Here is a 23,818-nt window from a genome sequence, read left to right as displayed (position 1 = left end):
TCTCTCAGAACAGGCGGGCCTCAGGCAGAGGCACATAGAGCGCATAACGGAAGAGCGCGGTGAATGCGACAACCGTCAGGATGCCGGCGAGCGGAAAAATGATCGCCCGACGGGGCGTCCACGGATCGTGCATGGCGATCAGGATGATCGCCATGAAGGCGACGAGCATGGTGGCGAGGAAGCCGGTCCATGGCAGAAGGAGGGCGGCCGCCAGCATGACGAGGAGCAGCGCGACGCGCCGCACGGTCGAGCCCGAACGGGGCGCGGAGCGGTTGCGGATGCCGAACAGCGCCCGCGCCACGGCCCCCAGGGAGGCCACGATCAGGACGATGGCGACGGCACGCGGGAAGACTGCCGAATCCGGATCGGTGTAGCCCGCCGCGTCGACGAGCGTGACGATGCCGGCGCCAGCGAGAATCAGCCCGACGACGACCGAGGCGATATCGACCGGGCCGCGCTCCACCGTCGGCGCGAGGATCATGCCGACACCGGGATCTTCCTTCCAGCGGCCGAGGCGCGTCTTCACGAAAGGCCAGAACAGCGACAGGAGGGTGAAGGCGATGATGGCGAGGGAAATCGGCCGGCCGAAGAACATCGACGGCACGTCGCCGATCGCCGTGCCGATGGTCCAGGCCTGGACGAAGCCCTGCTCGGCGATCGGCCCGAGGATGAGGCCGAGGACGATCGGCGAAACGCCGAAGCCGAAACGCGACAGGGCCCAGCCGATCGCCCCGAGGACAACCATGATGGTCACGTCCGCGCTGTTGTTGCGGATGGCGTAGGTGCCGATCACCGTCATGAAGGCGACGGCGGGAACCAGCATCGCCTTCGGGATGGTGACGATGGTCTTGTAGGCGTAGCGCCCGATGAGGAGCCCTGCCGGCAGCATCAGGATGGTGGCGAGAAAGAGCCCCCAGATGAAGGTGTAGACCACGGCGCCCTGCGCCTCGAAGAGCTGCGGGCCGGTCCGCACGCCCTGAACGAGCAGCGCGCCGAGAATGACGGCGTCGGGCGGGGTGCCGGGAATGCCGAGAACCAGCGTCGGGATGAAGCCGCCGCCGACCGTGGCGTTGTTGGCGGATTCGGTGGCGAGCACGCCGCCCGGCTCGCCCTTGCCGTATTCCTCGCCCTTCCTTGCCGTGCGGCGGGCCTCCGAATAGGCGACGAGGCCGGCCACGGAGCCGCCCGCGCCCGGCAGGACGCCGACGAGGGTGCCGATAACGGAGGAGCGGATGAGATTGACCTTGTTCCTCAGGACCGTCCGCCAGGCCTCGCCGAGGCGGAAGCCGCGCGCCTCGGCCTCCACCCTCAGATGGCGGTCGGGGGTGGCAACGAGGTCGATGAGAACGGGGATGCAGTAAAGGCCGATCAGGGCGGCCACGACCTGGATGCCGCCGATCATCACCTGCGCGCCGAAGGTGAGGCGCACATCTGCCGAGACCTCGGCGACGCCGATGGTCGACAGGAGCAGGCCGAGCGCGCCGCCGGCGATGCCCTTCAGCAGGCTGCCTTCCGACAGCGCGGCGATGAGCGACAGGCCGAAGATCGCCAGCCAGAAATACTCCACCGGCCCGAAGGCGAGCGCAAATCGCGACAGGGGCGGGGCGAGCGTCAGCAGGAAGAGCGCGCCGACGAGACCGCCGCAGACCGAGGCTAGGCAGGCGAGCGTGACGGCAAGGTCGCCATCGCCCTTCCTGGCCATCGGGTAGCCGTCGAATGTGGTGGCGATGGCCGACGGGGTGCCCGGCGTGTTGAGCAGGATCGCCGAATAGGCGCCGCCGTAAATAGCGCCGGTATAGATCGCGCCGAGGAGGATCAGCGCCGAGGCAGGCGCCAGCGTGAAGGTGAGCGGCACGAGCACGGCGACGGCCATGGTCGCCGTGAGGCCCGGTATCGAGCCGATCACGGTTCCCGCCATGACGCCGAAGAGCGCGAAGGCAAGGTTGAGCGGCGTCAGCGCCTCGATGAAATGGTCAAATCCTGGCATGTGCGGGACCGGCTCGCATCCGGGGCGTGGAACGCTGCCTGGGCGGCAGCCGCGTGAGGCGGAAACCCTCCCGCAAGGCGCGGGAGGGCGGGGGCGCGAAGAGGCGCCTTACTTGACGATGCCGGCATCCTTGGCGGCGGCGAGATAGGCGTCCTTGCGCTCCTGCATCCAGGCGTCCATCTCGTCATAGGGCACGTCGATGAGGGCAAAGCCGCCGTCCAGCATCTGCTTCTTAAAGTCCGAATCGGCATTGATCTTGCCGATCATGTCGGACCAGGCCTTGCGCTTCTCCTCCGAAACGCCTTCCGGCACGGCGATGCCACGATAGGCGCCCCCCACCTGGTCGAAGCCGAGTTCCTTGAAGGTCGGCACGTCCGGGAAGAGCGGATGGCGCTCCTGCATGGAGACGGCGAGGAGACGCACCTGGTCGCCCTGCTGGGAGCCGACGGTGGTGTAGCCCCATTCGGCCTGCACTTGGTTGCCGAGGAGCGCCTGAACGGCGGCGCCCGTGCCCTTGAACGGCACGTAGGTGGTCTTGATGCCGGCGAGCTTGTCGAAGTTCACCTGCGCCAGATGGTTCGCGGTGCCCTTGCCGGAGCCGGAGAAGGTGAGCCGGCCCGGATTTTCCTTGGCATAGCCGATGAGGTCGTCGAGCGTCTTGAAGTCGCTGTCGGCCCTGACGACGATGGCATCCGGCGTGTAGTGGAACCAGTAGATCGGCACGAGGCCGTCGGTGGTGTAGCCGACATCCTTCTGCGCCGGCTGGATGACGATGTGCGGCAGGTTCACGCCCATGATGGTGTAGCCGTCATCGGACATGGCGTTGAGCTGCGACCAGCCGACGGCGCCGCCGCCGCCCTCCTTGTAGGAGATGACCAGGTCCTGGCCGAACATCTTCTTGAAATAGGGCTGCTGCAGGCGGGCCGAGATATCGGATTCACCGCCCGGGCCGAAGGGGATGACGTAGTCGACGGGCTTGGAGGGAAAATCCTGCGCACCCGCCTGGGTGCCCATGCCGGCGGCAAGGCCGACGGCGAGGGCGATACCCGTCCAGATCGATTTTTTCATGCATTCCTCCCGTTTCTGGTTTCGGTTCGATGGCCGGCCGGCACATGCCGGCTGCCGCCGGCACGGCCGCACCGCCGCGATCCAAGGCGCGTGATTTTCACTGTCACCTCCGGATTGGTGTGCGTGCCCAAGGCAACACGTTCTGCCCGCGCCTCTGCCGGATGCGGGAAAGGACCCGGCCCCTGCCAGTCTAGGCGAGGCGCGCGGGGCCTCCAAAGCAAGAAGCTGCTGCAAAGGCGCCGGCGCGTAGACAAAACTGCCTCGCGGGCACTCTTTCGCGGACGCCTCGATGCGCCCTCCCCGCAGCGCGACAAAGGGAAGCAGCGCGCGGCGGAACAGGCCCTCTTGAGCGGATGCGGAGCGCGCCGATCCCAGGTTTGACCTCGATCAAGGCGGCTAATCAGGCGCTTGCGGAGGATGCAGGCATGGTTCCTGATCTCGTCCACAAATACTCCTCGCCGGTCCCACGCTATACCAGCTACCCGACCGCCCCGCATTTCACCGATGAGGTGGATGGAGACATCGCGCGCGCCTGGCTCACGGAGCTGAAGCCGGGCACGAGCGCCTCGCTCTACCTGCACATCCCGTTCTGCGACACGCTGTGCTGGTTCTGCGGCTGCACGACCCGGCATGTGCTGCGCTACGACCCGATCAAGCCGTATCTGAAGACGCTGCAGGCGGAGCTGAAGCTCGTCGCCGAGTTCGCGCCCGACCTGAAGGTGGAAAAGGTGCATTGGGGCGGCGGCTCGCCGACGCTGCTGCGGCCGGACGACATCGTCGGGCTCGCCGGCATGGTCCGCGACGCCTTCCCGAGCGCCGCCGACGCTGAATTCTCCGTCGAGATCGATCCGCGCGAATTCGACGACGAACGCGTCGCCGCGATCGGCGAGGCAGGCTTCACCCGCGCCTCGATCGGCGTGCAGGATTTCTCCAAGAAGGTGCAGACGACGATCAATCGGATGCAGAGCTTCGAGGAAACGAAATCGGCGGCCGACCGGCTGCGGGCCGTCGGCATCACCTCGATCAACGTCGACCTCGTCTACGGCCTGCCCTTCCAGACCCGCGCCAACCTCATCAGCACGGTGAAGAAGATCCTGCAGCTGAAGCCGGACCGGGTGGCGCTCTTCGGCTACGCGCATGTGCCGAATGTCATCCCGCGCCAGAAAATGATCCCGACCGACGCGCTGCCGGACGTTCTGGAGCGCTTCGCCCAGGCGAACCGGGCGGCGACGCTGTTCACCGGCGCCGGCTACCAGCGCATCGGCTTCGACCATTTCGCCCTGCCGGAAGATTCGCTTGCCGTCGCCGCCTGGGAAGGCCGGCTGCACCGCAACTTCCAGGGCTACACGAACGACCAGGCCGAGGCCCTGATCGGCTTCGGCGCCTCCTCGATCAGCCAGCTGCCGCAGGGCTACCTGCAGAACGAGAAGACCAACCGGCGCTACACGGCGGCCGTCGAGGAAGGCAAGCTCGCCACCGTGCGCGGCTTCAAGCTTTCCAACGCGGACCGGGTGCGCGCCTTCGTCATCGAGCGGCTGTTGTGCGACTTCGCCTTCTCCGGCGCGGCTTTGAAGAGCCGCTTCGGCGCGCTCGCCGATCCGGTCATCAACGATGCGCGCTACTTCGCCGAGGCCGATCCGGACGGCCTCTTCACCCGCGTCGGCGACCGCTTCGTGGTGACGGATCGCGGGCGGCCCTTCGTACGCTCGATCGCCGCCTCGTTCGATGCCTATTTCGGCACGCGCGCGGCGACGCACTCGACCGCCGTCTGACTGGCGGCGGCCGGACGGCCGCCGTCGTTCGGGGGGGGCCCGGTCGGCCCTGGGGCGGGCCGACCGGTCCAGTTTCACCTCCATGAGAGACGAGGCGACCGCAGCCAAAGCTCAGGCGCTGCGGTAGAGCTTGGTCATGACGAATTCGCGGTGGCCGAGCGCCTCCGCGGCGGTCTTGCGGCCGTTGGCTGTGCGCCGGATCATGTCGATCAGGCTGTCGCCGGCCTCGTCGATCGTCATGTCGCGGCGCAGGATGCCCGTGACGTCCACGTCGATATGCTCCGACATGGTGCGCACGGTGCGCGGATTGGCCGAAATCTTGATGACGGGGACGATCGGGTTGCCGACGACGTTGCCCTGCCCTGTCGGAAAGGTGTGGATGACGTAGCCGCCGGCCGCCATCAGCGTGACGCATTCGGCTGCGGCGGAGGAGGAATCCATAAAGTAGAGGCCGGGACCCTTGGCGGGCTGCTCGGCCGGCTCCAGGATGTCGATGTAGCGGCATTCGCGGCCGATCTTTTCCAGATTGCCGAGCGCCTTCTCCTCGATGGTCGTCAGGCCGCCCTCGATATTGCCCTTGGTCGGCTGGCTCTCGGAGAGGTCGTCGACCTTGTTCGCCTCGATGACGTCGTCCTGATAGGCCTTCCACATCTTGTACCAGCGTTCGCCGGTCTCCGGATCGGCGGCGCGCTCCTTGCAGATGTGCTCCGCGCCGGTGATCTCGGAGGTCTCGCCGAAGACGCCGTAGATACCTTCCGGAATCAGCTTGTCATACATGTTGCCGACGGTCGGGCAGGAGCCGAGGCCCGTGGTGGTGTCGCTCTCGCCGCATTTGGTGGAGATCCACAGATCGGAAATCGGGCATTCGACGCGCGGCAGCTCGGAAGCCCAATGGACGAACTCCTTGGCCTTGCGCGAGGCGTCCATGATCGTCTTCAGGTCGCCGTTCTGCTCGATGGAGAAGCCCTCCACCGGCTTGCCGGTCTTGGCGATGCCGTCGACGATGCGCTTCGTCCAGCCCGGCTCGATGCCGATGACGATGACGGCGGCGACATTCGGGTTCGAGCCGGTGCCGATCATGGTGCGGAAATGCAGGTCCAGATCCTCGCCGAACTGCAGGCGCCCATAAGAATGCGGCAGGGCGATCGTGCCCTTGATATTGTTGGCGACCGATTCGCAGGCGGCGTTGGAAATGTCATCCACCGGCAGGATGACGACATAGTTGCGCACGCCGACGCGGTCGTTCTCGCGACGATAGGCAAGCACCGTCGAATTGCCGTTCAAGGCCATCAGTTTGTCTCCCTGTGATTTCGACCGGCCGAGGGCTCGCTGCGCGCCCGCGATCGGGCGGGCAAGACCGGACCGGTGGCGGCGTTCACCAGCGCTTGGTCTTCAGATTCTGGACGTGCACATGGCCGCCCTTTTCGACATCGGCGACGAAGCGGCCGATATCCTCGCCGTACTTGATCGCGGTATCGCCCGACTTCAGGTCGGAGAGCGCGATCTTGTGCCCGATCGGCACATCGGCCTTGGCGGTCAGATTGAAGGACGAATTGTCGGCCGTGACGACACACAGCATGTCCGTGCCGGCCTTGAGGCCTTCGACGACGACCACGCCCACATTATCCTTGTGTTCGTGGACGAGAAGATGCGGCTCGCTCATTTGTCCTCCCAAAGCGTAGCGGTAGCAGCTCTTTCCGGGTCGGGCGGGCGCCCATCCGGCGCGCCGCTTTGCTTGCGGCGCGAAGTCTTATATAAGACATAAGACATGGTGCAAGGAAGCGTCAAGCGGGGGGCCGAACCAACGGCCGCGGAAACGGGCAGCGGCGCCGGGCTCGGCTTCCGGCCGCTATATCTGCAGGTGCGCGAGAAGCTGACGGAGCGCATGATCGGCGGCCTGTGGCCGCCCGGCATGCTCCTGCCGAGCGAGCAGCGCCTCGCCGCCGAGCTCGGCGTCAGCCAGGGAACGGTGCGCAAGGCCCTCGACGCGATGGCCGCCGACCACCTTCTGGTGCGCCGGCAGGGACGCGGCACCTTCGTCGCCGAGCAGGAAGAGGGGCGCATCCTTTTCCAGTTCTTCCGCCTTCGCCCCGATGACGGGCGCGCGCCGTTTCCCGAAAGCACGCCGATCTCGCTGCGGCCGGACCGCGCCGGGGAAGAGGAAGCTGAGCTTCTGCGCCTGGCGCCGCGCGCGCGCGTCTGGCGGCTGCAGCGCCTGCGCGCGCTCGACGGCGTGCCGCTGATCACCGAAGAGATCGTCCTTCCCTTCGAGCGTTTCCGGCGCCTTGAGAAGATGGCGCCGCTGCCGAACAACCTCTACGCCTTCTATGCGGGCGTCTTCGGCATCACCATCGCGCGGGCGGAAGAGCGGCTGAAGGCCGTCGCCGCCGGGCCGGAGGACGCCGCCGCGCTCGGCTGTCTCAAGGGAACGCCGCTGCTTGAGGTCGACCGCATCGCCTTCGGCCTCGACGAGAAGCCGGTGGAGCGGCGCATCTCGCGCTGCCTCACCGACGCGCACCATTATTCGAGCACGCCGCGCTAGCCCCGCCCGGCCGGCGCGCCACCTTGCGCCGATGCAGCACTTTTCCGGCCCGACCTCGCCCCTCGACTTCCGCTGGCCGGACCGGGACTGGCGCGACGGCCGCTACCGGCCTGCCGAATGGTTCTCGTCCGTCGACAGGCGACCGTCGATCAAGGAGAACCCGCACCGCCTGCCCTCGTAGCTCCCGGCGCGCCATCGGGCCGGCTTGCCGCCGGCGAGAGGCTGTGGCGATATCGGCGGGCGGCGCCGAAAGGCAGGCGCAGACCCTTCAGCCCGACGAGGCCATCCATGAACGCGGCGCGCCCGCTGGAAGTCGTCGTTCCCGACTGGGCCGCCCTCGCCGCGGTCGTCCTCGGGGTGACGGCGTTCGCCGTGTCGCAGGGCCTCACCTACCCGCTCATCTCGCTCGCCATGGAAAGCCGCGAACGCTATACGGGCGGGCTGCTCGTCGCCGGCGCGGCCGTGTTCGGCCTTGCCTATGCCGTGGGCTCGGCCGGCGGCTCGACCCTGACCGGCATCGCCATGGAAGCGATATCGCCCGCCGCGGTCCCGATCGGAGCGGGCCTCGTGCTCGCCGCGCTTGTGGCCTTCATCCGCGCCGGCTGCGCCGTCGCAGCGAAAGCCGCTCTTGCGGAAATTGAACGCTTCGCCTTCCCGCGCATTCTCCGGGAAGCACCCTCTATTCGAGCACCCATGCCCGACAATCGTATCTTCGTCGTCCTCAACGACCGCTCCGGCGCCGCCGCCGAGGCAAAACTCGACGCGGCCGCCCTTTCTGCCCGGCTTTCGCGGGCCGGCTACGACGTCGAGATCGACGCCGACACGCATCTCTCTCTCGCCGAGCGGGTGAAGGGAGCGGCAGCGAGCAATGCCGGCATCGTGCTTGCCGCAGGCGGCGACGGCACGGTGACGGCCGTCGCATCGGCGCTCGCGGGCACGGACAAGGCGCTCGCCATCCTGCCGCTCGGCACCGCGAACCTTCTCGCCAGGGATCTCAAGATTCCCCTCGATATGGCCGAAGCGATCGACGCACTCGCCACGATGGCGCCAAGACGCATCGACGCCGGCGAGGTGAACGGGCGCCTCTTTCTGCACAAGGCGGTGATAGGCCTCGCTCCGGCGCTCGCCGAGGAGCGGGAGAGAATGCGCACGAACGAGAACTTCTCGGCCCGGCTGCGTTTCTTCGTCTCGTTCCTTCGCCGCCTCAGGCAACCGCACGCCCTCGACTTGTCGCTCGACCTCGACGGGCAGGACGAGCCGCGGCGCCTTCGCGTGCGCTCCATCGCGGTCGCCAACAACGCCTATGACGAGGGGCTCGGCCGATTCTTCGCGCGCTCGCGCCTCGATCGGGGGCTCTTGACCGTCTACACGCTCCGCCGTCTTTCGATCGGCGATTTCCTGCGCCTCGTCTTCGGCATGGCGATCGGCCGATGGCGCCGGGACGAGGCGCTCGACATCCACGAGGCGCACCGCGTCACGCTGCGTACACGGGCAAAGCGGCTGAAGACGATGATCGACGGCGAGGTGGCGCTCATGGCTCCACCGCTCGAATTTCGGACCCTACCTGGCGCGATCCGCGTCATGGCGCCGGCGGCGGAGGCGGCCCGGGGGCCCGAGGCGGGCGAAACGCTTGTCGCGTCTCCCCTCGCCGAGCCTCTCGCGGGAGCAGCCTGATGCGCATCGCCCATCTTTCCGACCTGCATTTCGGCCGCCACGACCCACGGCTCGCTGCGGCACTGACGGCCGATCTCGTGGAGAGCGCGCCCGATCTCGTCGTGGTCAGCGGGGATTTCGCGCAGAAGGGGCGCAGGCACGAGTTTCGCGAGGCCTGCAAGTTCCTCGCCGGCCTGCCGATGCCTGTCTTCTCCGTGCCCGGCAACCACGACATGCCGGCGATCAACCTTCTGGAACGCTTCCTAGACCCCTACCGGCGCTATCGCCGCTACATCGACGACGAGCTGGAGCCGTTCCTGGAGATGGACGGGGTGGCGATCGCCGGCCTGAAGACCTCGCGGCGGGCGAGACGCGGCCTCAACTGGGCGCATGGCACGATCAGCCGCCGCCAGCTCGACGCGCTGAAGAACCGCTTTGCCGCCGCCGACCCGAAGGCGGTACGCGTCGTCGTCGCGCATCATCCTCTCCTCCTGCCGGAGGAAGGCATCGAAATGCGCCGGGTGAAGCGCGCCGACCTTGCCCTTCAGACCTTCGCCGAGCTCGACGTGCGCCTGGTGCTGTCGGGGCATTTCCACCTCTCCTACGTGCGCGAGCACGCGGCGAACGGTGAGGCGCGGGAGGGCGAGACGCGGGAGGGCGTTCCCTCGCGCACGGGTGCGCGCAAAGCGGCGCATGCGCCGATCCTGGTCGCACAGGCGGCGACCACGATCTCGACGCGGCTTCGCGGAGAGCCGAACGCCTATAACCAGATCACCATCGAGAATGGGAAAATCGAAATCGCCGTCAGGGCCTGGAGCGGCGCGGCGTGGGAATTTTCAGAAGCGGCGTGAAGGACTGCGCACGGCGAACGGGCCCTAGGCGGCGGTCGCCTTCCTGGCCGGCTTCTTAGCGGGCTTCTTTGCTTCGCCCGTCGCTTCGTCCGTCTCGGCGGCGGTCTCGGGCGCGGCGGCCTCGGCCGGCGCCTTCTTCGCAGTCTTGGCTGGGGCCTTAGCCTTGGCGGGAGCCTTGGCGGCGGTCTTCGTGCCGGCCTTTTTCGTCGCGGCCTTCTTGGCCGGCTTCTTCTTCGGCTCGGGCGGCGCGGCTTCCGCGTCGGCGAGTTCCTTGGCGAGCCTTGCCGCCTTCAGACGCATGGTCTTCTTGCGGGCCGCGTCGAGATCGGCCTCGATCTGCGTCATGGCGGCCTTGGTGGTCTCCTCGGCCTTGTCGCGCCGGCGGCGTGCGCCTTCGCCCGGCTGCGTGGTTCCCAGCTGTGTCCCCGGCTGCGTCTTTGTCATCAAACCCAACCCCAAGGGCCTGCCGGGATCTCCCGTTCGGCCATACGATGAATGATCTTGTTCGCAGCCGCCCGGCTGCGCCCGCCCAGTGGCGCGCCTGCGCGCCTGTCGGCGGTCAGTTCTTCCAGAGTTCGGAGAACACTTCGGCGATCTCGCTCTCGCGGATCACCCGCTGCTGCGGGCCGTCCGTGCTCTGCACACGGTACTGATAATCGCCATAGGTCTCCGGAAGGAGAGCGAGGATATTGTACAGGCCGGCCGCGCCTGGCTGACGGGACGAGCCCGTAACACGGATGCTCTGTCCGACCTTGTAGGCATGCAGCGCCATATCTGCCTCCTTTGCGTTGCCTGAGGCAAGAAGGCGCGGGGGATGCCCCGCGCCTTCGAGAAATCAGGCGTGCTGCAGGTTGGAAGCAGCGTCCTTGCCAGAGCGGCGGTCGGATTCCACGTCGAAGGAGATCTTCTGACCTTCGACGAGGCCGCGCATGCCGGCGGCCTCCAGAGCGGTCGCATGGACGAACACGTCCTTGCCGCCATCGTCCGGCTGGATGAAGCCATAGCCCTTCTGGGCATTGTAGAATTTCACGGTACCAGTTGCCATTTCGTTTTCCTTTCGCTTGCGCGTGCAATGGGGCGCGGGCGCGGTGAGCGCTCGTGCCAAGTCAATCGAGTTTTGGAAGAGAGTCTGAACGCGCGCTCAGCGAACCGAGCGAAACGGCCATGTCGTCCGGCCAAAGTCGATCTGTCACCCTTACAGGTGAATTGGGGCCGGAGCAAGGCCGGCCCCTTCCGGCGGCACCCAGAACGGGGCGCCGCAAGTGGTTACGCCGCCTCGTAGCTGCGCCTGGAACGGCTGCGCCGGCGCTGGCCCGAAGAGGGCTGGCCCTGCTCGGAGCGCTGCTGCCGGCCGGGATCCTGACGATGCGTCTTCTTGGCGTCGCCGCGGCCGCCGGCCGCGTTGGCATGCACCGATCCGCGGCTCTTGTTGCGCTGACCGTTGCCGGAGCGACCGCCCGGCTTGCCGGCACTACTGCGATAGCCGCCCGCAGGGGCCTCGCCGCTGGCGATGCGGATCGGAATGCCCGTCAGCTTCTCGATGCCGCGCAGAAGCTTGAACTCCTCCGGCGAGCAGAAGGCGACCGCCTCGCCCTCGGCGCCGGCACGCGCCGTGCGGCCGATGCGATGGACGTAGCTTTCCGGCACTTCCGGAAGATCGAAATTGTAGACATGGCTGACGCCGGGGATGTCGATGCCGCGGGCGGCGACGTCGGTCGCCACCAGGATGCGGATATCGCCCTGGCGGAAAGCGCGGATGGCGCGCTCGCGCTGGCTCTGGCTCTTGTTGCCGTGAATGGAGCCGGCGGAGAAGCCTTCCTTGACGAGGGCCTTCATCAGCTTCTCGGCGCCGTGCTTGGTGCGCGAGAAGACGAGAGAAAGGTCGTCCGGACGCTCGCCAAGGCACTCCTTGAGGAGCGAGGGCTTGTCGGCCTTGGAAACGAAATGCACCGACTGGGCGACCTTGTCGGCGGCGCGGCCGCGCTGGGCGACCTCGACCTGGACCGGGTCGGAAAGATAGGCGCGCGACAGCTCCTCGATCTCCTTCGGCATGGTGGCCGAGAAGAGCAGCGTCTGGCGCGGCGTGCCGACCAGCTTGGAGATGCGGCGGAGCGCATGGATGAAGCCGAGATCGAGCATCTGGTCGGCCTCGTCAAGCACCAGAAAGCGGGCGCTCTTGAGGTCGACGGCACGGCGCTCGACGAGATCCAGAAGCCGGCCGGGCGTGGCGACCAGGATGTCGGTGCCATGCTTCAGGCGGCGGATCTGGTTGCCGATGGAGGCGCCGCCCACGACGATCTCGACGGAGATGCGCGTGCCGCGCACGTAATCGGAGAGGTTGGAGGCGATCTGGTTCACCAGTTCGCGGGTCGGGGCGAGAATGAGGGCCGAAACCTCGCGCGGACGCGGCCGGCTATGGTCTTCCATCAGCTTGTGGACCAGCGGCAGGCCGAAAGCGGCGGTCTTGCCGGTGCCGGTCTGGGCAAGGCCCATGAGGTCGCGGCCGGAAAGAACATGCGGAATCGCCTCGGCCTGGATCGGCGTCGGCGTTTCGAAGCCAAGGGCAGCGACGGATTTGAGGACGGACGGGTTGAGACCGAGTTCGTCGAAACGGATCAAGATAAAGCCTTTCGGAGCGGGTGATCCCAACCGGGATGTCCCGCCTTATTGAAAATCCAAACGAGAGAGCGCCCGGCGCCGGAGCGGGGCGGCTTCTTCATCTGCGGTTGCGATCCGACGCTCGCCCGGGACCTCATTGTCCTTCGGGTCGCCCGATCGTCAGAACCCCGCGTGAAGTGGGAACTTTTTTGGAAATACGGCTGTGACGGCGTCGTCTCGGCCGGTGCGTCTCTTGCGTCGGGGGGCCAGCGGCGGCTTCGCCGCGTCCTGCCCGCCTGATCCGACGCCGGCTGCTCACGCGGCAGCCAGACGTGACCCGCATATCGTCCGCCGGACGTCAGAAGTCAACTGATCGTTTTGGCGGCAAGTGCGAGCGGAGCCCGGCCCGGGCGAGATCAAGGCCTGATGCCGCCCCAAACCGGGAGCGCGGGCGCATCTTGCCAAGGCCGGGTTTTGATCTTGACCTGTTAACGGAAGCGCTCCGTTTTGGCTCATTTTCTGTAATTTTCATCGCGCCAAAAACTTTCAAATAGTAAGCGTCCACGAGTTTTTCGGCTGAAAAATTACTATATCTATTTTCTTGCGTATCTATAACGTGCCGGCTGCTTATTTATGGTTGTGGGGAAATCATGGAAAATTGGTCAAATTCTCGCAGAACGGGACAGAGGCGGGCGCTCGTGCTCGCTGCCGGAGTTCTCGGCGCAAGCGTCGGGACGCACCCCGCACAGGCAGATCCCACGCCCTTCCAGACCCTGAACTTCGGGAGCTACGGCACGTTTCTCACCGGCATCCGCGGCGACAACATCGTGGGGAACTATCTGATCCCCGGCGCCTTCGCCACCGGCGGCCTGTACTACAATATCGCCACGCAGACATGGTCGCCGATGCCGGAAGCCACCGCCAACGGCGCGAACTTCCCCGGTGCGATCGGTTCCTCGCCCTATGGACCGAGTTTCGGCAATCCGGGCGGCGTCCTGCGCGTGGTCGGGAGCTACCAGACCGCAGCCTCAGCGCCCTACGATCTCAGCTACCTCTATGACGGCGCCGCGGCGCCGGGCGAGCAGATCACCACCCTGATATATCCGGAGGCAGGGACGCTCTTCACCATCGCGCACAGCACGTTCGGCCACCAGGTGGTCGGCAATTACGACACCCGGCTGGCGACCGGCAACGCCTTCATCTACGACATCGATACCGGCGCCTACACCACCAACAACATTCCCGGCGCCATCAGCACCACCGCCTATGGCATCTATGGCGACAAGATCGCCGGCGGCTACGGCGAAGTGATGGTCGGCGACAGGATCCACGCGGCGCACGGCTACATCTACGACCAGGCCACCGGCACCTATGTCACCTACGACCATCCGGGCGCGATCGCCACGCACTTCGAGGGCATCACCGGTGCCGGCCGATCCGGAGAATTCAATCTGGTGACCAATTGGGTGAGCGCCGACGGCGTGGTGCATCCGGCGGTGATGCATGTCAACGCCCTCGGGATCGCGACCTGGCACGAGATCGACATACCGGGCACTGTCGTGTCGGCCAACTCCGCCTATGGCGACCAGATCATCGGCATCTACGTCGACGCATCCGGCATCAACGGCTATCTCGCCACCATTGCGGGCATCTACAATCCGATCCGCAACACCGGCCCGCTGACCTTCACCGGCGACAACGCCGCCGCGCTGTCGGGCCTGAAGGGCGACGACATCATCAACAGCGGCACGATTCAGGTCAGCGGCACTGGCGGCATCGGCATGCGCGGCGAGACCTATGGCGTGCTGAGCAATACCGGCACCATCGAGGCGACCGGGATCGCCGGCGCGGCGGTGGAAATGCATGGTCTTTACGGCACCTTCCTGAATTACGGCACCTTGCACGCCACCCCGGTCGCCGATGCCTTTCGCACCGGCCTCGACAGCGTCGGCACCGTGATCGTGAACACCGGCATCATCGATGGCCGGATCGCGGCGACCGCAGGGCCGGGCAAGCGCTTCGAGAACAGCGGCTGGATCGGCGTTACCGGCACCGGCGTGCCGATCAACCACCTCCTCAGCGGAACCTTCGTCCAAACCCAGGCCGGCACCTTTGCCGTGCGGATGAGCGAGGCAGGCAACGACGAACTGGGAATAACCGGCTCGGCGCGGCTTGCCGGTACGCTTCAGGCCTCTTTCCAGACCGCGAATCTGGCGCCGAGCTACACGCTCATCGGCGCGACGGGCGAGATCACCGGCGCCTTCGACACGCTGACCACGTCGGGCCTTGCGGCGTTTTATCGGGCAACTGTCAACTACGCTCCGAACGCGGTGACGCTGAGCGTGGCGGCAGATCTCTCCGGCCTGGCGAACATCACCGCGAACCAGCGTGCGGTCGGCGCGGCGATTGACGGCATCATCAACACTACCGCGAACGGCATGTTGACCGACCTGCCGGGCGCACTGGCGCCGCTCTACAACCTCACCTCGGCCCAGCTGCCCGGGGCGCTCGACGCCCTGTCGGGGGAAGCCCATGCCAGTGTGCAGACGGCGCTCATCGGCAACGGCCTTTATGCCCGCCAGGCCTTGTTCGGCCGGATGCGGCAGGGCGCCTATGCCGACCAGAGCGACGCGACGGCGATGCTGGCCTATGGCGGCCCGGCGCTCGCCTATGTGTCGCCGGCCGGCGCCGGCGTGCCCTTCCCTGGGACAACGCAGGCGGCCGTTCCCGAGCCGGCTCTCGACGGCACCCTCTGGGCGCAGGCTTTTGCCGGCCGGAGCGATTACAGCGACGATCCGGCCACGGCGGATGTCGATGCGACCATGGGCGGGATCATTTCCGGCGTCGACCTGAATGTCGACAACTGGCTGATCGGAGCGGCAGTCGGCTACACCCGTTCCGGCGTCGACACCGACGCGCTGCGGAGTTCGGCCGACGTCGACAGCCTGCTCGTGGCGCTTTATGCCGGCACGCATGTCGGGTCGTGGAACCTGAGGGGCGGGGCCAGCTACGCCTTCAGCCAGATCGATGTCACACGCACCATCGCCTATCCAGGCTATGCCCAGCGGGCGGAAGCGGATTACGGTGCCGGCACGGCGCAGATATTCACGGAGATCGGCTACGGCTTTGCCTTCCAGCAAGTGGCCGTGGAGCCTTTCGCCGGGCTCGCCTATGTCCATCACCGCAGCGACGACTTCAACGAAGCCGGCGCTTCCGCCGGGCTGGCGGGCTCGTCGAGCACGGCAGGCGTCGGCTATTCCTCGCTCGGCCTGCGGCTGGCTACGCGCATGGCGCTCCCCAGAGGCATGACGGTGGAGCCGCACGCCTCGCTCGCCTGGCAATATGCGTTCGGGGACGTCACGCCGCAGGCACAGATGGCGTTCCTCAGCGTTCCAGCGGCGAACTTTACCGTCGCCGGTACGCCGCTGGCGGAGAACACCGCCCTTGCGGAAATCGGTGTCGACCTGCTCCTCAGCGAACGGGCCCGTCTCGGCATTTCCTATTCCGGCCAACTCGCCGACAGCGTGACCGTCAATGCCGTGCAGGCCAATCTGCGTTGGCAGTTCTAGGACGGTCCTCGAACCGGTTCATCCCTGGATCGCTGCTTCGAGCGGCGAGACGCATAGCGTCTGCCGGACATCAAAGGTCAACCGATCATTTCGGCAGAGTTGCCCACGCCCTGCGCCGCGGCGGACATCCGCGCCGCTCGCGCGCCCTCCCCGCCGCAAAGATTGCGCTGCCCCGCCGCGCCGCGGATACTGGCTGAAGGAGACGGACTGCGCTCGGCGGAGGCAAGACCCATGCAGGCCGAAAAGCCCGAGATCCCCGCGGCAACCCTCGCCAAATGGCAGAGGGTGGTCGACCTTGCGGCGAAGATCGCCGAGGTGCCGGCGAGCCTCGTCATGCGCACCTGCGCCCCCGATCACGCCGTCCTCGTCTCCAGCCGCAGCCCGGGCAACCCCTACGAGGTCGGCCAGAACTTCACGCTGCATCCGAAGCTCTACTGCTATGCGGTGCTCGAAAGGCACGAGGCGCTCCTGGTGCGCGACGCGCGCGCCGACCCAGCCTGGGACGACAATGACGACCTTGAGTTCGGCATGTCGTTCTATCTCGGCTATCCCCTCGCATGGCCGGACGGCTCGCTCTTCGGCACCATCTGCATCCTCGACCGCAAGGAGAACGAAACGGCGCTCGCCTATCGCGAGCTCTTGGAGGAACTGCGCGGCCTCATCGAGGGCGACCTTGCCCTGCTCATCGAGATCGACCGCCGGCGCAAGGTCGAGGGAGAGCTGAAGGAGACGCTGAAGCACCTGGAGCGGCGCGTCTTTTCTCGCACGGCGGAGCTGGAAGAAGCCAATACGGCGCTGAAGGTCATCCTGAAGCAGGTGGAGGGGGCGCGGGCGGAGCTGGAGGACGACGTGCTCACCCAGATCAACAGCCTCGTCCTGCCGCATCTGGCGAAGCTTCGGGCCGCCTGCCCGCCGGGCGCGCCGGCCGAGGCGACGCTCGACCTTCTGGAAGCCAACCTTGCCTCCATCACCTCGGGCTTTGCGGGCCGCATGGCGAGCGAGCTCGGCAAGCTGACGCCGGTGGAAAGGGAAGTCGCCGAGATGGTGATCCACGGATACACGACGAAGCGGATCGCCACGGCCCTGTCGCGCGAGACGAGCACCATCGATTTTCACCGAAACAATATCCGAAAAAAGCTCGGCATCGATCGGCGAAGCGTGAATCTCAGGACCTATCTCCTGTCCATGCGCTGAGGGCCGCGATATGGGGATTTGCCTCCCATTCCGCCCCCGTTTTACCGGGGCCGACCGGCCCGGGCCCCGCTGCTAGCCTCCGGATGCGGCGCTGACGCTACGTCATCGCCAGCCAAGGAGGGTGAACATGAAAAAGACCGAACTGAAGCCGACCCGGCTCGACGGGCGGCGGGACGAGCTGGCGCCGGGGCTGTCGCGGCGCTCCTTCTTCATGGCCGCGGGAGCGGCCGGGGTGGGCGCGAGCGCGCTTCTTTCCTCGCGTGCCGAAGCCCAGTCGACGGACTGGATGCAGCCCGGCAACAACAACCACGTGCTGGAACTGCAGGAAAAGACGAGCTTTGAGAGCGGCGAAGTCGGCCTCGACTATTACGGGCACTGCGCCTTCAAGATCACCTCGCCGGCCGGCGCGACGCTGGTGATCGACCCCTGGCGGGACGACCCTTCCGGCGCCTGGGGCCTCTGGTTCAAGATGAAGTTCCCCGAAACGCTCGCCGACATCACCATGTCGACGCACACCCATTTCGACCACGACGCGATCGACCGGCCGGCCTCGACCATGGTGCTCGACCGCATGGTCGGCCAGTTCGAGTTCGCGGACCTGAAGATCCACGGCTTCGCCGACAAACATGCGTGCCTGGCGCCCGGCTGGTACAACTGGACGAACGCCATCGCCGAGTTCGGCGCCAAGGCCTGCCCGCCCGACAATGTCGGCCATATGGACATGGTCACCTACGTCATCGAGACGGGCGGCATCCGAACCCTCATCTGGGGCGACAACCGGCCGAACCCGCCCGAGGCCTTCTGGGACGCGGTCGGGAAGGTCGACGTCCTCACCCTGCCCGTCGACGGCTCGCAGCACATCCTCTCCTACGAGCAGGGCAACGCCATCGTGGAGCGGCTGAAGCCGAAGATCGTCATCCCGACGCACTACCTCAACGAGACGACGACCTACACGCTCTCCACCCTGCAGACGGCCGACGAATGGGTGAAGAGCCAGAAGAGCTACAAGATGCTCGATTCTTCGGGGCTCAAGCTCGCGGCCTCCGACGTTTCCGGCATGGACCGCGAGTTCATGTATTTCGGCGCGAACGTCGAAACCGCCTGAACGACAAAAGCGCTCCGGGCAGCAATGCCCGGGGCGCTTGGGCGCTCGCTACCCGGCGTCGATCGGCGAGAGAACGAAAGCGCAACCTTCGGTTGCTCGAAGGCCACCAATTGGACCGAAAAGCCTTTACGAACCAGCGTCATATGCCCGATACCCTGTTGGCAAAAGCCAATAAGAACAGGGAGCGCCTTCATGAGCCAATCCGCCAACGGGCCGAAGCCACACCCCGATCTCGTCCGCAGTTACGCCCTGGAATGGCGGCATGGCGCGGCGACGTTTTTGCCCCTCCTGCGCTACAACAAAGCCCATGTGGTCGCCGCCACCGAGGCCGGCATCATTCCGCTGCAACCGGCCGCGAGCCTGCTCGGCGCGCTCGGCGCTTTGGCGGAGACCGGCTTCGATGCGCTTCCTCAAGATGCAAGGCTCGACGGACACCAGCCGAACATGGAGGCGGAACTCGCGCGACGCTGCGGCGCCGAGAATGCGGGCTGGGTCAGCATCGGCCGCGCCAGGCAGGAGTGCGAGTTCGTGGCGCGGCAGATCGCGTGCCGCGAGGAACATCTGCAGCTCGTCGACGCCGTCGCAGAGCTCCAGGAGACGCTGCTTGAACTGGCACTTCGCGAGACGGAGGCCGTCATGCCTTATGCGACCTGGGGGCAGCCCGCGGAGCCCATCACGCTCGGCTACTATTTTGCAGCGCTTGCCGAGGGACTTGCCGCCGACCTGAAGCGCCTGCGCTGCGCGCATGAATCGCTGTCGCGCAGCCGCGCCGATATCGGCCAGGTCGTGCCGGCGCCGCTGCCCATCGACCGCGGCCGCGTAGCGGAGCTGCTCGGCTTCCCCTCGCTCATGCGATCGTCCCTTTACGGCTACGCCTCGCTCGATGCCGAACTCGAAGTGCTGTCGGCGATGTCGATCTTGACGGCGAACCTCGCCCGGGCCGCCGAGAACATCTTCGTCTGGTGCAGCCCCGAATATGGCTTTCTGCGTTTCGGCGACGCGTTCAGCGGCACGAGCTATCTGATGCCGCAAAAGCGCAATCCATACGCCCTGCGGATGGTCCGGCCCGTCGCAGCGCAGGCCGCGGGCGCCTGGTCGGAGGCGCTGCAGCTTTTCTCCGGCGGGCTGCCGATCGTCGGCAACGGACTGATTCATATTCCGAACCGGCTCATGGACTGCATGAAGCCGGCTCGCGACGTCTGCACCCTTCTTTCCCGCGCCCTGCCCACGCTCGAAACCGATCGCGAGAGGATGCGTGCGGCCGCGGAAGCCGGCTGGGCCCAGGCGCCTCAGCTCGTTTATCTGCTGGTCGACGCTCATGGCGTTCCGTTCCGGCGAGCGCACCATCTGGTTGCCGAGGCCGTGCGCGCCGTATCGGGACAGGGAGGCGATAACATCACGCCCGAGGCCGTCGCTGCGGCGCTGTCGGCCGCGGCCGGCGGGACGATCCGCGTCCAAACCAAGGCGGTGCATCAGGCGCTCGATGTCGTCCAGCTGGTCGCCACCCGCTCGAACGGCGGGCCAGCGCCGGCAAGCGTGCAGAAGCAGGTGGCAGCGTTGCGGGAAGGCGCCGTCGCGCTGCGTCAATGGCTCGACGGCGAGCACCAAAGGGGCCGAGACGCGGAGACGGCGCTCGATGCGGCTGCGCGCGCAATCGTGGCCCGCAGCACGGAGGCGCAGAGCGCCTCGTCGGCCCATACGAGAAACCTGGACACAGCACCATGAAGATTGCCGGAGTAACCGTCGCCATCGATGGCCCGGTCGGGCCGACGACGCCTGAAGCGGAACGTCCGATGCTGTTTCGGCCCATGCCCATGCGGGGCGTAACGGCGCGAAACAGGATCATTCTAGGGCCGATGTCGCAATACCTTGCCAATGACGGCGAGGTCACCGACTGGCACCTTGTCCATCTCGGCCAGTTCGCCATGGGCGGAGCCGGGATCGTCTTCGCGGAGGATACCGCCGTCGAGCCGCGCGGCAGGCGCAGCCATCGTTGCGCCGGGATTTACACCGACGCCCAGGCACGAAAATTCCGCCGCGTCACGGATTTCCTGAAAGACCTCGGGGCGCTGCCGGCGATCCAGATCGGCCATGGCGGGCGCCGCAGCTCCGCGCGCCCGCCATGGGAAGGCCGCTCGCCACTCGGACCAAAGGACGAGGCGAAGGGCGAAGGTCCCTGGCAGGTGGTATCGTCGAGCGCGCTTGCCCACGCGCCGGACCGCCAGACGCCTGAGGCGCTCGACATCGCCCAGATCGGCGAGCAGATCCGGTTCTGGCGCGATGCCGCGTCACGCTCGCGCGACGCCGGGTTCGACGTTCTCGAGGTCCACGGCGGCCACGGCTACCTGATCAACCAGTTCCTTTCGCCCGTCGCCAACACGCGCACGGACGGTTACGGCGGCGACCGGGCGGGAAGGATGCGGTTCGCCCTGGAGATCGTGGAAGCGGTGCGCGAGGTCTGGCCGCAGGATCGACCGCTCTTCTTCCGTCTCTCGTCTGTCGACGGCAAGGGCGGCCACTGGGACATCGACGACAGCGTCGCGCTTGCCGTGGCACTCAAGGCACGCGGCGTGGACTATCTCGCCTGTTCGAGCGGCGGGCTTCTCGGCCGCTCGAGGCTTCCCGCCGTCCCGCACTTTCCCGGCTATCACCTGCGGTTCTCCGAGCACATCCGCCGCGAGGCGGACATCAAGACCATCGGTCTGGGGATGATCACCGAACCCGAGCAGGCCGAGGCGGCCCTTGAGGAGGGGCGTGCCGACATGATCGCCATCGCTCAGGAGATGATGATCGACCCCTACTGGCCCGTCCACGCAGCAAAGAAATTGGGAATGCGGGATTGGCTGGATCTGCTGCCGCCCGTCTATGCCCAGCGCCTCGCCTCTCGGGAAAGGGAGCTCGCCCAGGTGCCCGAGGCGATGAAGGCGGATTTTCCCTTCCGGCGCCCTTCCGACCCTCGCGACGCGGAGGAATAGACCCGCCTTGCGTCGAGGCCCCCGGGGCCACGAGGGATGAGATCGACCTCCTTGAGGCTGCGCGTCGACGACCCGCAGGACATCCTCTCCTACGAGCAGGGCAACGCCATCGTGGAGCGGCTAAAGCCGAAGATCGTCATCCCGACGCACTATCTCAACGAGACGAGGACCTACACGCTCTCCACCCTGCAGACGGCCGACGAATGGGTGAAGAGCCAGAAGAGCTACAAGATGCTCGATTCTTCGGGGCTCAAGCTCGCGGCCTCCGACGTTTCCGGCATGGACCGCGAGTTCATGTATTTCGGCGCGAATGTCGAAACGGCGTGAGACGAAGCCCCGGGTGGAGACGCCCGGGGCGCCTCACGCTCCCAGGCATGGCTATCGACGGGATCTCTGTTGGGCGCGACGACGATCTCGTGGCGAAGGCGGTTACTGGCAAGAGAAGGGCGAAGCTACAGACTGGCAATTTCTGGCAGCGCATCGTCCGATGCTGCACGCAACTCCGCGTAGAGCGCTTTCGCGCTGTCCAAGCGTCCCTCCGCAGCCTTATCGGGCTTACGCCTTGCAGTCTCCTCCCAAGGCTTCGGCCTTCCTTCCTGAGCCAAATAGGCTGCAGTTGCGGCCAGTTCCAACAAGATGGCATCAGATTTAGCCGCCGCCTCCGCCAATCCAACTCGGCCGGCCGGCACGGTACACCCCGCAGCCTTCGCCGCGTAGACGGAATAGCTTCCGCCCCAAGAAGCCGGTTTCTGCTGCTCAGAAATCAACTCGAATGCCGCAGCGAGCTCGGCTGCTTCCGCCAGATCTTCGCTGAAAGGCCCGTAGTGCTTGTAGCCAAATCGAAACCGGTTTTCGAAACCGGCCAGCGTCAAGAGATAAGCTGTCTTCTGCAACTTGGTCCGACCGACGATTTCACCGCCGGCGTCGTCGATTATGTGAGCGACAGGGGCTAGCCGATCCACCAACTTCTTGGGCAATGCGGACACCGTCATGCTCCCTTGATTGCGTTCGATACAGTCTCCGAGACAAACTGGCGAGCCTTTTCGTCCCCCTCCGCGACATAGGCGCGAAAGGCACGAAAGGTTCCGGTGGCCGCCAAGGAGGACGATCTGTCCCTGATGTCCACAAGCTTGTCTTCTTCCCGTATCCAGATCTGATTCATCGGTCCCTCTTCTTCGATCGGCTTGTATGGCTTGCGCGAGGTTGAATCGAGGAGAATGCGCCCGTAGCTGTCGCGCTGCTTGAGCCATTCCTCGATCTTCGCCGTAACCTGCTCCTGCAGCTTGAGAAAGACACGCTCGTCGTACTTGCTCGACTGATCCATGCTCGCCGTGGCTATCGACGGACCGAGATCGATCGCCTTGAACAATTTGCGCGTTTGGAGCCTCCCGGAAAAACCCTTCACGAGGGGATCGGCCGACTGGCGAAGGAGCGGCAACGCGCCGAGAACCACCGCATCATCGAGATCGGCCAGCGCCGCAAGATTCTCAGGTTCCCGGAAAAGATTGGTTAAAGGATGGTTCTCCGGGAGCCCGGTGGCCGCGGCTTCACCGTTGGTGACGAGTTCTGCAACCCTCAGCAGCATCGTCTGGAAAAGCTTCTCGGCTCCGCGAGTGGTCTTGTGGAGATAGACCGTCGGGTACATCTGGAAAAGGCCCGTGACGAAGCCCTCCGCTGCGTAGATCGCCTTCGGGCCGAGAACGAAAGTCTGCCGCCCGATGCCGGTCTCGTCCGGCGGCAATTCCCCGATTTCGAGGTTCGCAATAAGCCAGTCGAAATCGATGCCCGCCAGTTGTGTGCCCGACATCAACCGATCCCGGCGAACATAGTCGAGACGGTCGGCATCGAATTGGCTCGAGACGACCGCCCGATAGACGGTCGCAGGACCGCCCCGGACGATGCCCGCAACCGTGTCTGCGAACCCTTCAACATGGCGATTCAGAATGGTGCCGATTGCATCTTCCTCGGTCGATCGGATCAATGCCTCGCTATGATTTTCATGCTCCCCGACAAGCTTCCAGCCGAGTTGCTTCCCAACAGCCTCAAAGGCATGACTGAAAGGGCCGTGCCCAACGTCATGGACAAGCGCCGCGGCAAGTGCCGCCTGCGCGTTGACGCGTTCATTTGGTTCGTTGGGAACGTATCGCTCGACGATGCTCATGAGCTTCCGAGCCGTATGGAACACGCCGAGCGAATGGGCGAAACGTGAATGCGTCGCGCCCGGATAGACGAGATCGCTGAACCCGAGCTGGCGAATCCGGCGCAGCCTCTGGAATGGTGCGGTCTTGACGACGCGCCATAGCATCCGTTCGAAAGGGTCACCCTCGTCGAACTCGATCAGATTGTGGAGTGGATCGCGAATCCGTTGGCGTTTCAGCTTTGACATGAACCTGTTCAGAATTACTCACAACGAGAAACTGATTCGCGGTGATACAAAGTACACTCCTACACAAATTCTGCATCGGCCTCTATCGCGATCTGCACTAGCCCAAACCGGCGTTGCC

General features: G+C 66.0%; 21 protein-coding genes. 11 read left to right on the top strand and 10 right to left on the bottom strand.

Going from position 1 to position 23,818, the window contains the following annotated elements; translation table 11 throughout:
• Positions 1–4 precede the first annotated feature (4 nt).
• Both CLD20_RS11335 and CLD20_RS11330 read right to left on the bottom strand, forming a co-directional pair.
• Positions 5–1,987, bottom strand: coding sequence for a tripartite tricarboxylate transporter permease (locus tag CLD20_RS11335; protein WP_224406727.1), 1,983 nt, complete (start codon positions 1,985–1,987; stop codon positions 5–7).
• Positions 1,988–2,095: 108 nt separating this feature from the next.
• Entirely contained in the window at positions 2,096–3,055 is a 960-nt protein-coding gene (locus tag CLD20_RS11330; protein WP_224406726.1) for a tripartite tricarboxylate transporter substrate binding protein, read from the bottom strand.
• Positions 3,056–3,480: 425 nt separating this feature from the next.
• Here CLD20_RS11330 and hemN point away from each other — a divergent pair, with 425 nt between their 5' ends.
• Positions 3,481–4,827 carry an oxygen-independent coproporphyrinogen III oxidase gene (hemN, locus tag CLD20_RS11325; protein ID WP_224406725.1) on the top strand — a complete coding sequence of 449 codons (1,347 nt, stop codon included), beginning with the start codon at positions 3,481–3,483 and terminating at the stop codon, positions 4,825–4,827.
• A gap of 111 nt (positions 4,828–4,938) precedes the next feature.
• Here the strand turns inward: hemN and CLD20_RS11320 are convergent, their stop codons facing one another.
• Positions 4,939–6,117 carry a UxaA family hydrolase gene (locus tag CLD20_RS11320; RefSeq protein ID WP_224406724.1) on the bottom strand — a complete coding sequence of 393 codons (1,179 nt, stop codon included), beginning with the start codon at positions 6,115–6,117 and terminating at the stop codon, positions 4,939–4,941.
• An 85-nt stretch (positions 6,118–6,202) separates the two neighbouring features.
• On the bottom strand, positions 6,203–6,490 hold the full coding sequence (locus tag CLD20_RS11315; protein ID WP_224406723.1) for a UxaA family hydrolase: 288 nt from the start codon (positions 6,488–6,490) through the stop codon (positions 6,203–6,205).
• A gap of 105 nt (positions 6,491–6,595) precedes the next feature.
• Between CLD20_RS11315 and CLD20_RS11310 the strand changes: the two genes are divergently transcribed.
• The 4 genes from CLD20_RS11310 to CLD20_RS11295 all read left to right on the top strand — a co-directional run bounded on the left by CLD20_RS11310 (position 6,596) and on the right by CLD20_RS11295 (position 9,873).
• Positions 6,596–7,369 carry a GntR family transcriptional regulator gene (locus CLD20_RS11310; protein WP_224406722.1) on the top strand — a complete coding sequence of 258 codons (774 nt, stop codon included), beginning with the start codon at positions 6,596–6,598 and terminating at the stop codon, positions 7,367–7,369.
• 31 nt (positions 7,370–7,400) lie between these two features.
• The gene (locus CLD20_RS11305; protein WP_224406721.1) at positions 7,401–7,550 is read left to right on the top strand and encodes a hypothetical protein; all 150 of its coding nucleotides are present in this window, start codon (positions 7,401–7,403) and stop codon (positions 7,548–7,550) included.
• Positions 7,551–7,657: 107 nt separating this feature from the next.
• On the top strand, positions 7,658–9,043 hold the full coding sequence (locus tag CLD20_RS11300) for a diacylglycerol kinase family protein (protein ID WP_224406720.1): 1,386 nt from the start codon (positions 7,658–7,660) through the stop codon (positions 9,041–9,043).
• Positions 9,043–9,873, top strand: coding sequence for a metallophosphoesterase (locus CLD20_RS11295; protein ID WP_224406719.1), 831 nt, complete (start codon positions 9,043–9,045; stop codon positions 9,871–9,873). The genes CLD20_RS11300 and CLD20_RS11295 overlap by 1 nt, the downstream gene beginning before the upstream one ends.
• A gap of 24 nt (positions 9,874–9,897) precedes the next feature.
• Here CLD20_RS11295 and CLD20_RS11290 read toward each other — a convergent pair whose 3' ends face one another.
• From CLD20_RS11290 to CLD20_RS11275, 4 genes are all read right to left on the bottom strand, one after another.
• Entirely contained in the window at positions 9,898–10,317 is a 420-nt protein-coding gene (locus CLD20_RS11290) for a hypothetical protein (protein WP_224406718.1), read from the bottom strand.
• Positions 10,318–10,432: 115 nt separating this feature from the next.
• Positions 10,433–10,645: a hypothetical protein gene (locus CLD20_RS11285; RefSeq protein WP_224406717.1), complete on the bottom strand. Its 213-nt coding sequence runs from the start codon at positions 10,643–10,645 to the stop codon at positions 10,433–10,435.
• A 63-nt stretch (positions 10,646–10,708) separates the two neighbouring features.
• Positions 10,709–10,918, bottom strand: a complete 210-nt coding sequence (locus CLD20_RS11280; protein WP_224406716.1) for a cold-shock protein — start codon at positions 10,916–10,918, stop codon at positions 10,709–10,711.
• A gap of 221 nt (positions 10,919–11,139) precedes the next feature.
• Positions 11,140–12,492 (bottom strand): DEAD/DEAH box helicase, encoded by a 1,353-nt coding sequence (locus CLD20_RS11275; RefSeq protein WP_224406715.1) that lies wholly within the window; start codon positions 12,490–12,492, stop codon positions 11,140–11,142.
• 677 nt (positions 12,493–13,169) lie between these two features.
• On the opposite strand from CLD20_RS11275, the gene CLD20_RS11270 reads away from it, so the two are divergent.
• The 6 genes from CLD20_RS11270 to CLD20_RS11245 all read left to right on the top strand — a co-directional run bounded on the left by CLD20_RS11270 (position 13,170) and on the right by CLD20_RS11245 (position 21,641).
• Positions 13,170–16,040, top strand: coding sequence for an autotransporter outer membrane beta-barrel domain-containing protein (locus tag CLD20_RS11270; protein WP_224406714.1), 2,871 nt, complete (start codon positions 13,170–13,172; stop codon positions 16,038–16,040).
• Between the two features lie 231 nt (positions 16,041–16,271).
• Positions 16,272–17,234: a LuxR C-terminal-related transcriptional regulator gene (locus CLD20_RS11265; RefSeq protein WP_224406713.1), complete on the top strand. Its 963-nt coding sequence runs from the start codon at positions 16,272–16,274 to the stop codon at positions 17,232–17,234.
• Positions 17,235–17,361: 127 nt separating this feature from the next.
• Complete coding sequence (locus tag CLD20_RS11260) at positions 17,362–18,339, top strand: MBL fold metallo-hydrolase (protein WP_224406712.1); 978 nt, start codon at positions 17,362–17,364, stop codon at positions 18,337–18,339.
• Between the two features lie 192 nt (positions 18,340–18,531).
• Positions 18,532–20,064, top strand: a complete 1,533-nt coding sequence (locus tag CLD20_RS11255; protein ID WP_224406711.1) for a lyase family protein — start codon at positions 18,532–18,534, stop codon at positions 20,062–20,064.
• Positions 20,061–21,314 (top strand): NADH:flavin oxidoreductase/NADH oxidase, encoded by a 1,254-nt coding sequence (locus CLD20_RS11250; RefSeq protein WP_370636865.1) that lies wholly within the window; start codon positions 20,061–20,063, stop codon positions 21,312–21,314. The genes CLD20_RS11255 and CLD20_RS11250 overlap by 4 nt, the downstream gene beginning before the upstream one ends.
• Before the next feature lie 51 nt (positions 21,315–21,365).
• Entirely contained in the window at positions 21,366–21,641 is a 276-nt protein-coding gene (locus CLD20_RS11245) for a hypothetical protein (RefSeq protein ID WP_224406710.1), read from the top strand.
• 125 nt (positions 21,642–21,766) lie between these two features.
• Here CLD20_RS11245 and CLD20_RS11240 read toward each other — a convergent pair whose 3' ends face one another.
• Entirely contained in the window at positions 21,767–22,300 is a 534-nt protein-coding gene (locus CLD20_RS11240) for a hypothetical protein (RefSeq protein ID WP_224406709.1), read from the bottom strand.
• Positions 22,301–22,302: 2 nt separating this feature from the next.
• Positions 22,303–23,700 (bottom strand): HD domain-containing protein, encoded by a 1,398-nt coding sequence (locus CLD20_RS11235; RefSeq protein ID WP_224406708.1) that lies wholly within the window; start codon positions 23,698–23,700, stop codon positions 22,303–22,305.
• Positions 23,701–23,818 lie beyond the last annotated feature (118 nt).

Origin of the sequence: Afifella sp. IM 167, from assembly GCF_020144925.1 — a bacterium.
GTDB lineage: Bacteria > Pseudomonadota > Alphaproteobacteria > Rhizobiales > Afifellaceae > Afifella.
The sequence above is the reverse complement of the archived record's forward strand: the minus strand, read 5'-3'. Positions and strand labels throughout refer to the sequence as shown.

What these genes read in the sequence shown, in the direction of transcription:
- CLD20_RS11335 (WP_224406727.1), bottom strand. Translation starts at nt 1,987, where the DNA reads ATGCCAGGATTTGACCATTTCATCGAGGCGCTGACGCCGCTCAACCTT.
- CLD20_RS11330 (WP_224406726.1), bottom strand. Translation starts at nt 3,055, where the DNA reads ATGAAAAAATCGATCTGGACGGGTATCGCCCTCGCCGTCGGCCTTGCC.
- hemN (WP_224406725.1), top strand. Translation starts at nt 3,481, where the DNA reads ATGGTTCCTGATCTCGTCCACAAATACTCCTCGCCGGTCCCACGCTAT.
- CLD20_RS11320 (WP_224406724.1), bottom strand. Translation starts at nt 6,117, where the DNA reads ATGGCCTTGAACGGCAATTCGACGGTGCTTGCCTATCGTCGCGAGAAC.
- CLD20_RS11315 (WP_224406723.1), bottom strand. Translation starts at nt 6,490, where the DNA reads ATGAGCGAGCCGCATCTTCTCGTCCACGAACACAAGGATAATGTGGGC.
- CLD20_RS11310 (WP_224406722.1), top strand. Translation starts at nt 6,596, where the DNA reads ATGGTGCAAGGAAGCGTCAAGCGGGGGGCCGAACCAACGGCCGCGGAA.
- CLD20_RS11305 (WP_224406721.1), top strand. Translation starts at nt 7,401, where the DNA reads ATGCAGCACTTTTCCGGCCCGACCTCGCCCCTCGACTTCCGCTGGCCG.
- CLD20_RS11300 (WP_224406720.1), top strand. Translation starts at nt 7,658, where the DNA reads ATGAACGCGGCGCGCCCGCTGGAAGTCGTCGTTCCCGACTGGGCCGCC.
- CLD20_RS11295 (WP_224406719.1), top strand. Translation starts at nt 9,043, where the DNA reads ATGCGCATCGCCCATCTTTCCGACCTGCATTTCGGCCGCCACGACCCA.
- CLD20_RS11290 (WP_224406718.1), bottom strand. Translation starts at nt 10,317, where the DNA reads ATGACAAAGACGCAGCCGGGGACACAGCTGGGAACCACGCAGCCGGGC.
- CLD20_RS11285 (WP_224406717.1), bottom strand. Translation starts at nt 10,645, where the DNA reads ATGGCGCTGCATGCCTACAAGGTCGGACAGAGCATCCGTGTTACGGGC.
- CLD20_RS11280 (WP_224406716.1), bottom strand. Translation starts at nt 10,918, where the DNA reads ATGGCAACTGGTACCGTGAAATTCTACAATGCCCAGAAGGGCTATGGC.
- CLD20_RS11265 (WP_224406713.1), top strand. Translation starts at nt 16,272, where the DNA reads ATGCAGGCCGAAAAGCCCGAGATCCCCGCGGCAACCCTCGCCAAATGG.
- CLD20_RS11260 (WP_224406712.1), top strand. Translation starts at nt 17,362, where the DNA reads ATGAAAAAGACCGAACTGAAGCCGACCCGGCTCGACGGGCGGCGGGAC.
- CLD20_RS11255 (WP_224406711.1), top strand. Translation starts at nt 18,532, where the DNA reads ATGAGCCAATCCGCCAACGGGCCGAAGCCACACCCCGATCTCGTCCGC.
- CLD20_RS11250 (WP_370636865.1), top strand. Translation starts at nt 20,061, where the DNA reads ATGAAGATTGCCGGAGTAACCGTCGCCATCGATGGCCCGGTCGGGCCG.
- CLD20_RS11235 (WP_224406708.1), bottom strand. Translation starts at nt 23,700, where the DNA reads ATGTCAAAGCTGAAACGCCAACGGATTCGCGATCCACTCCACAATCTG.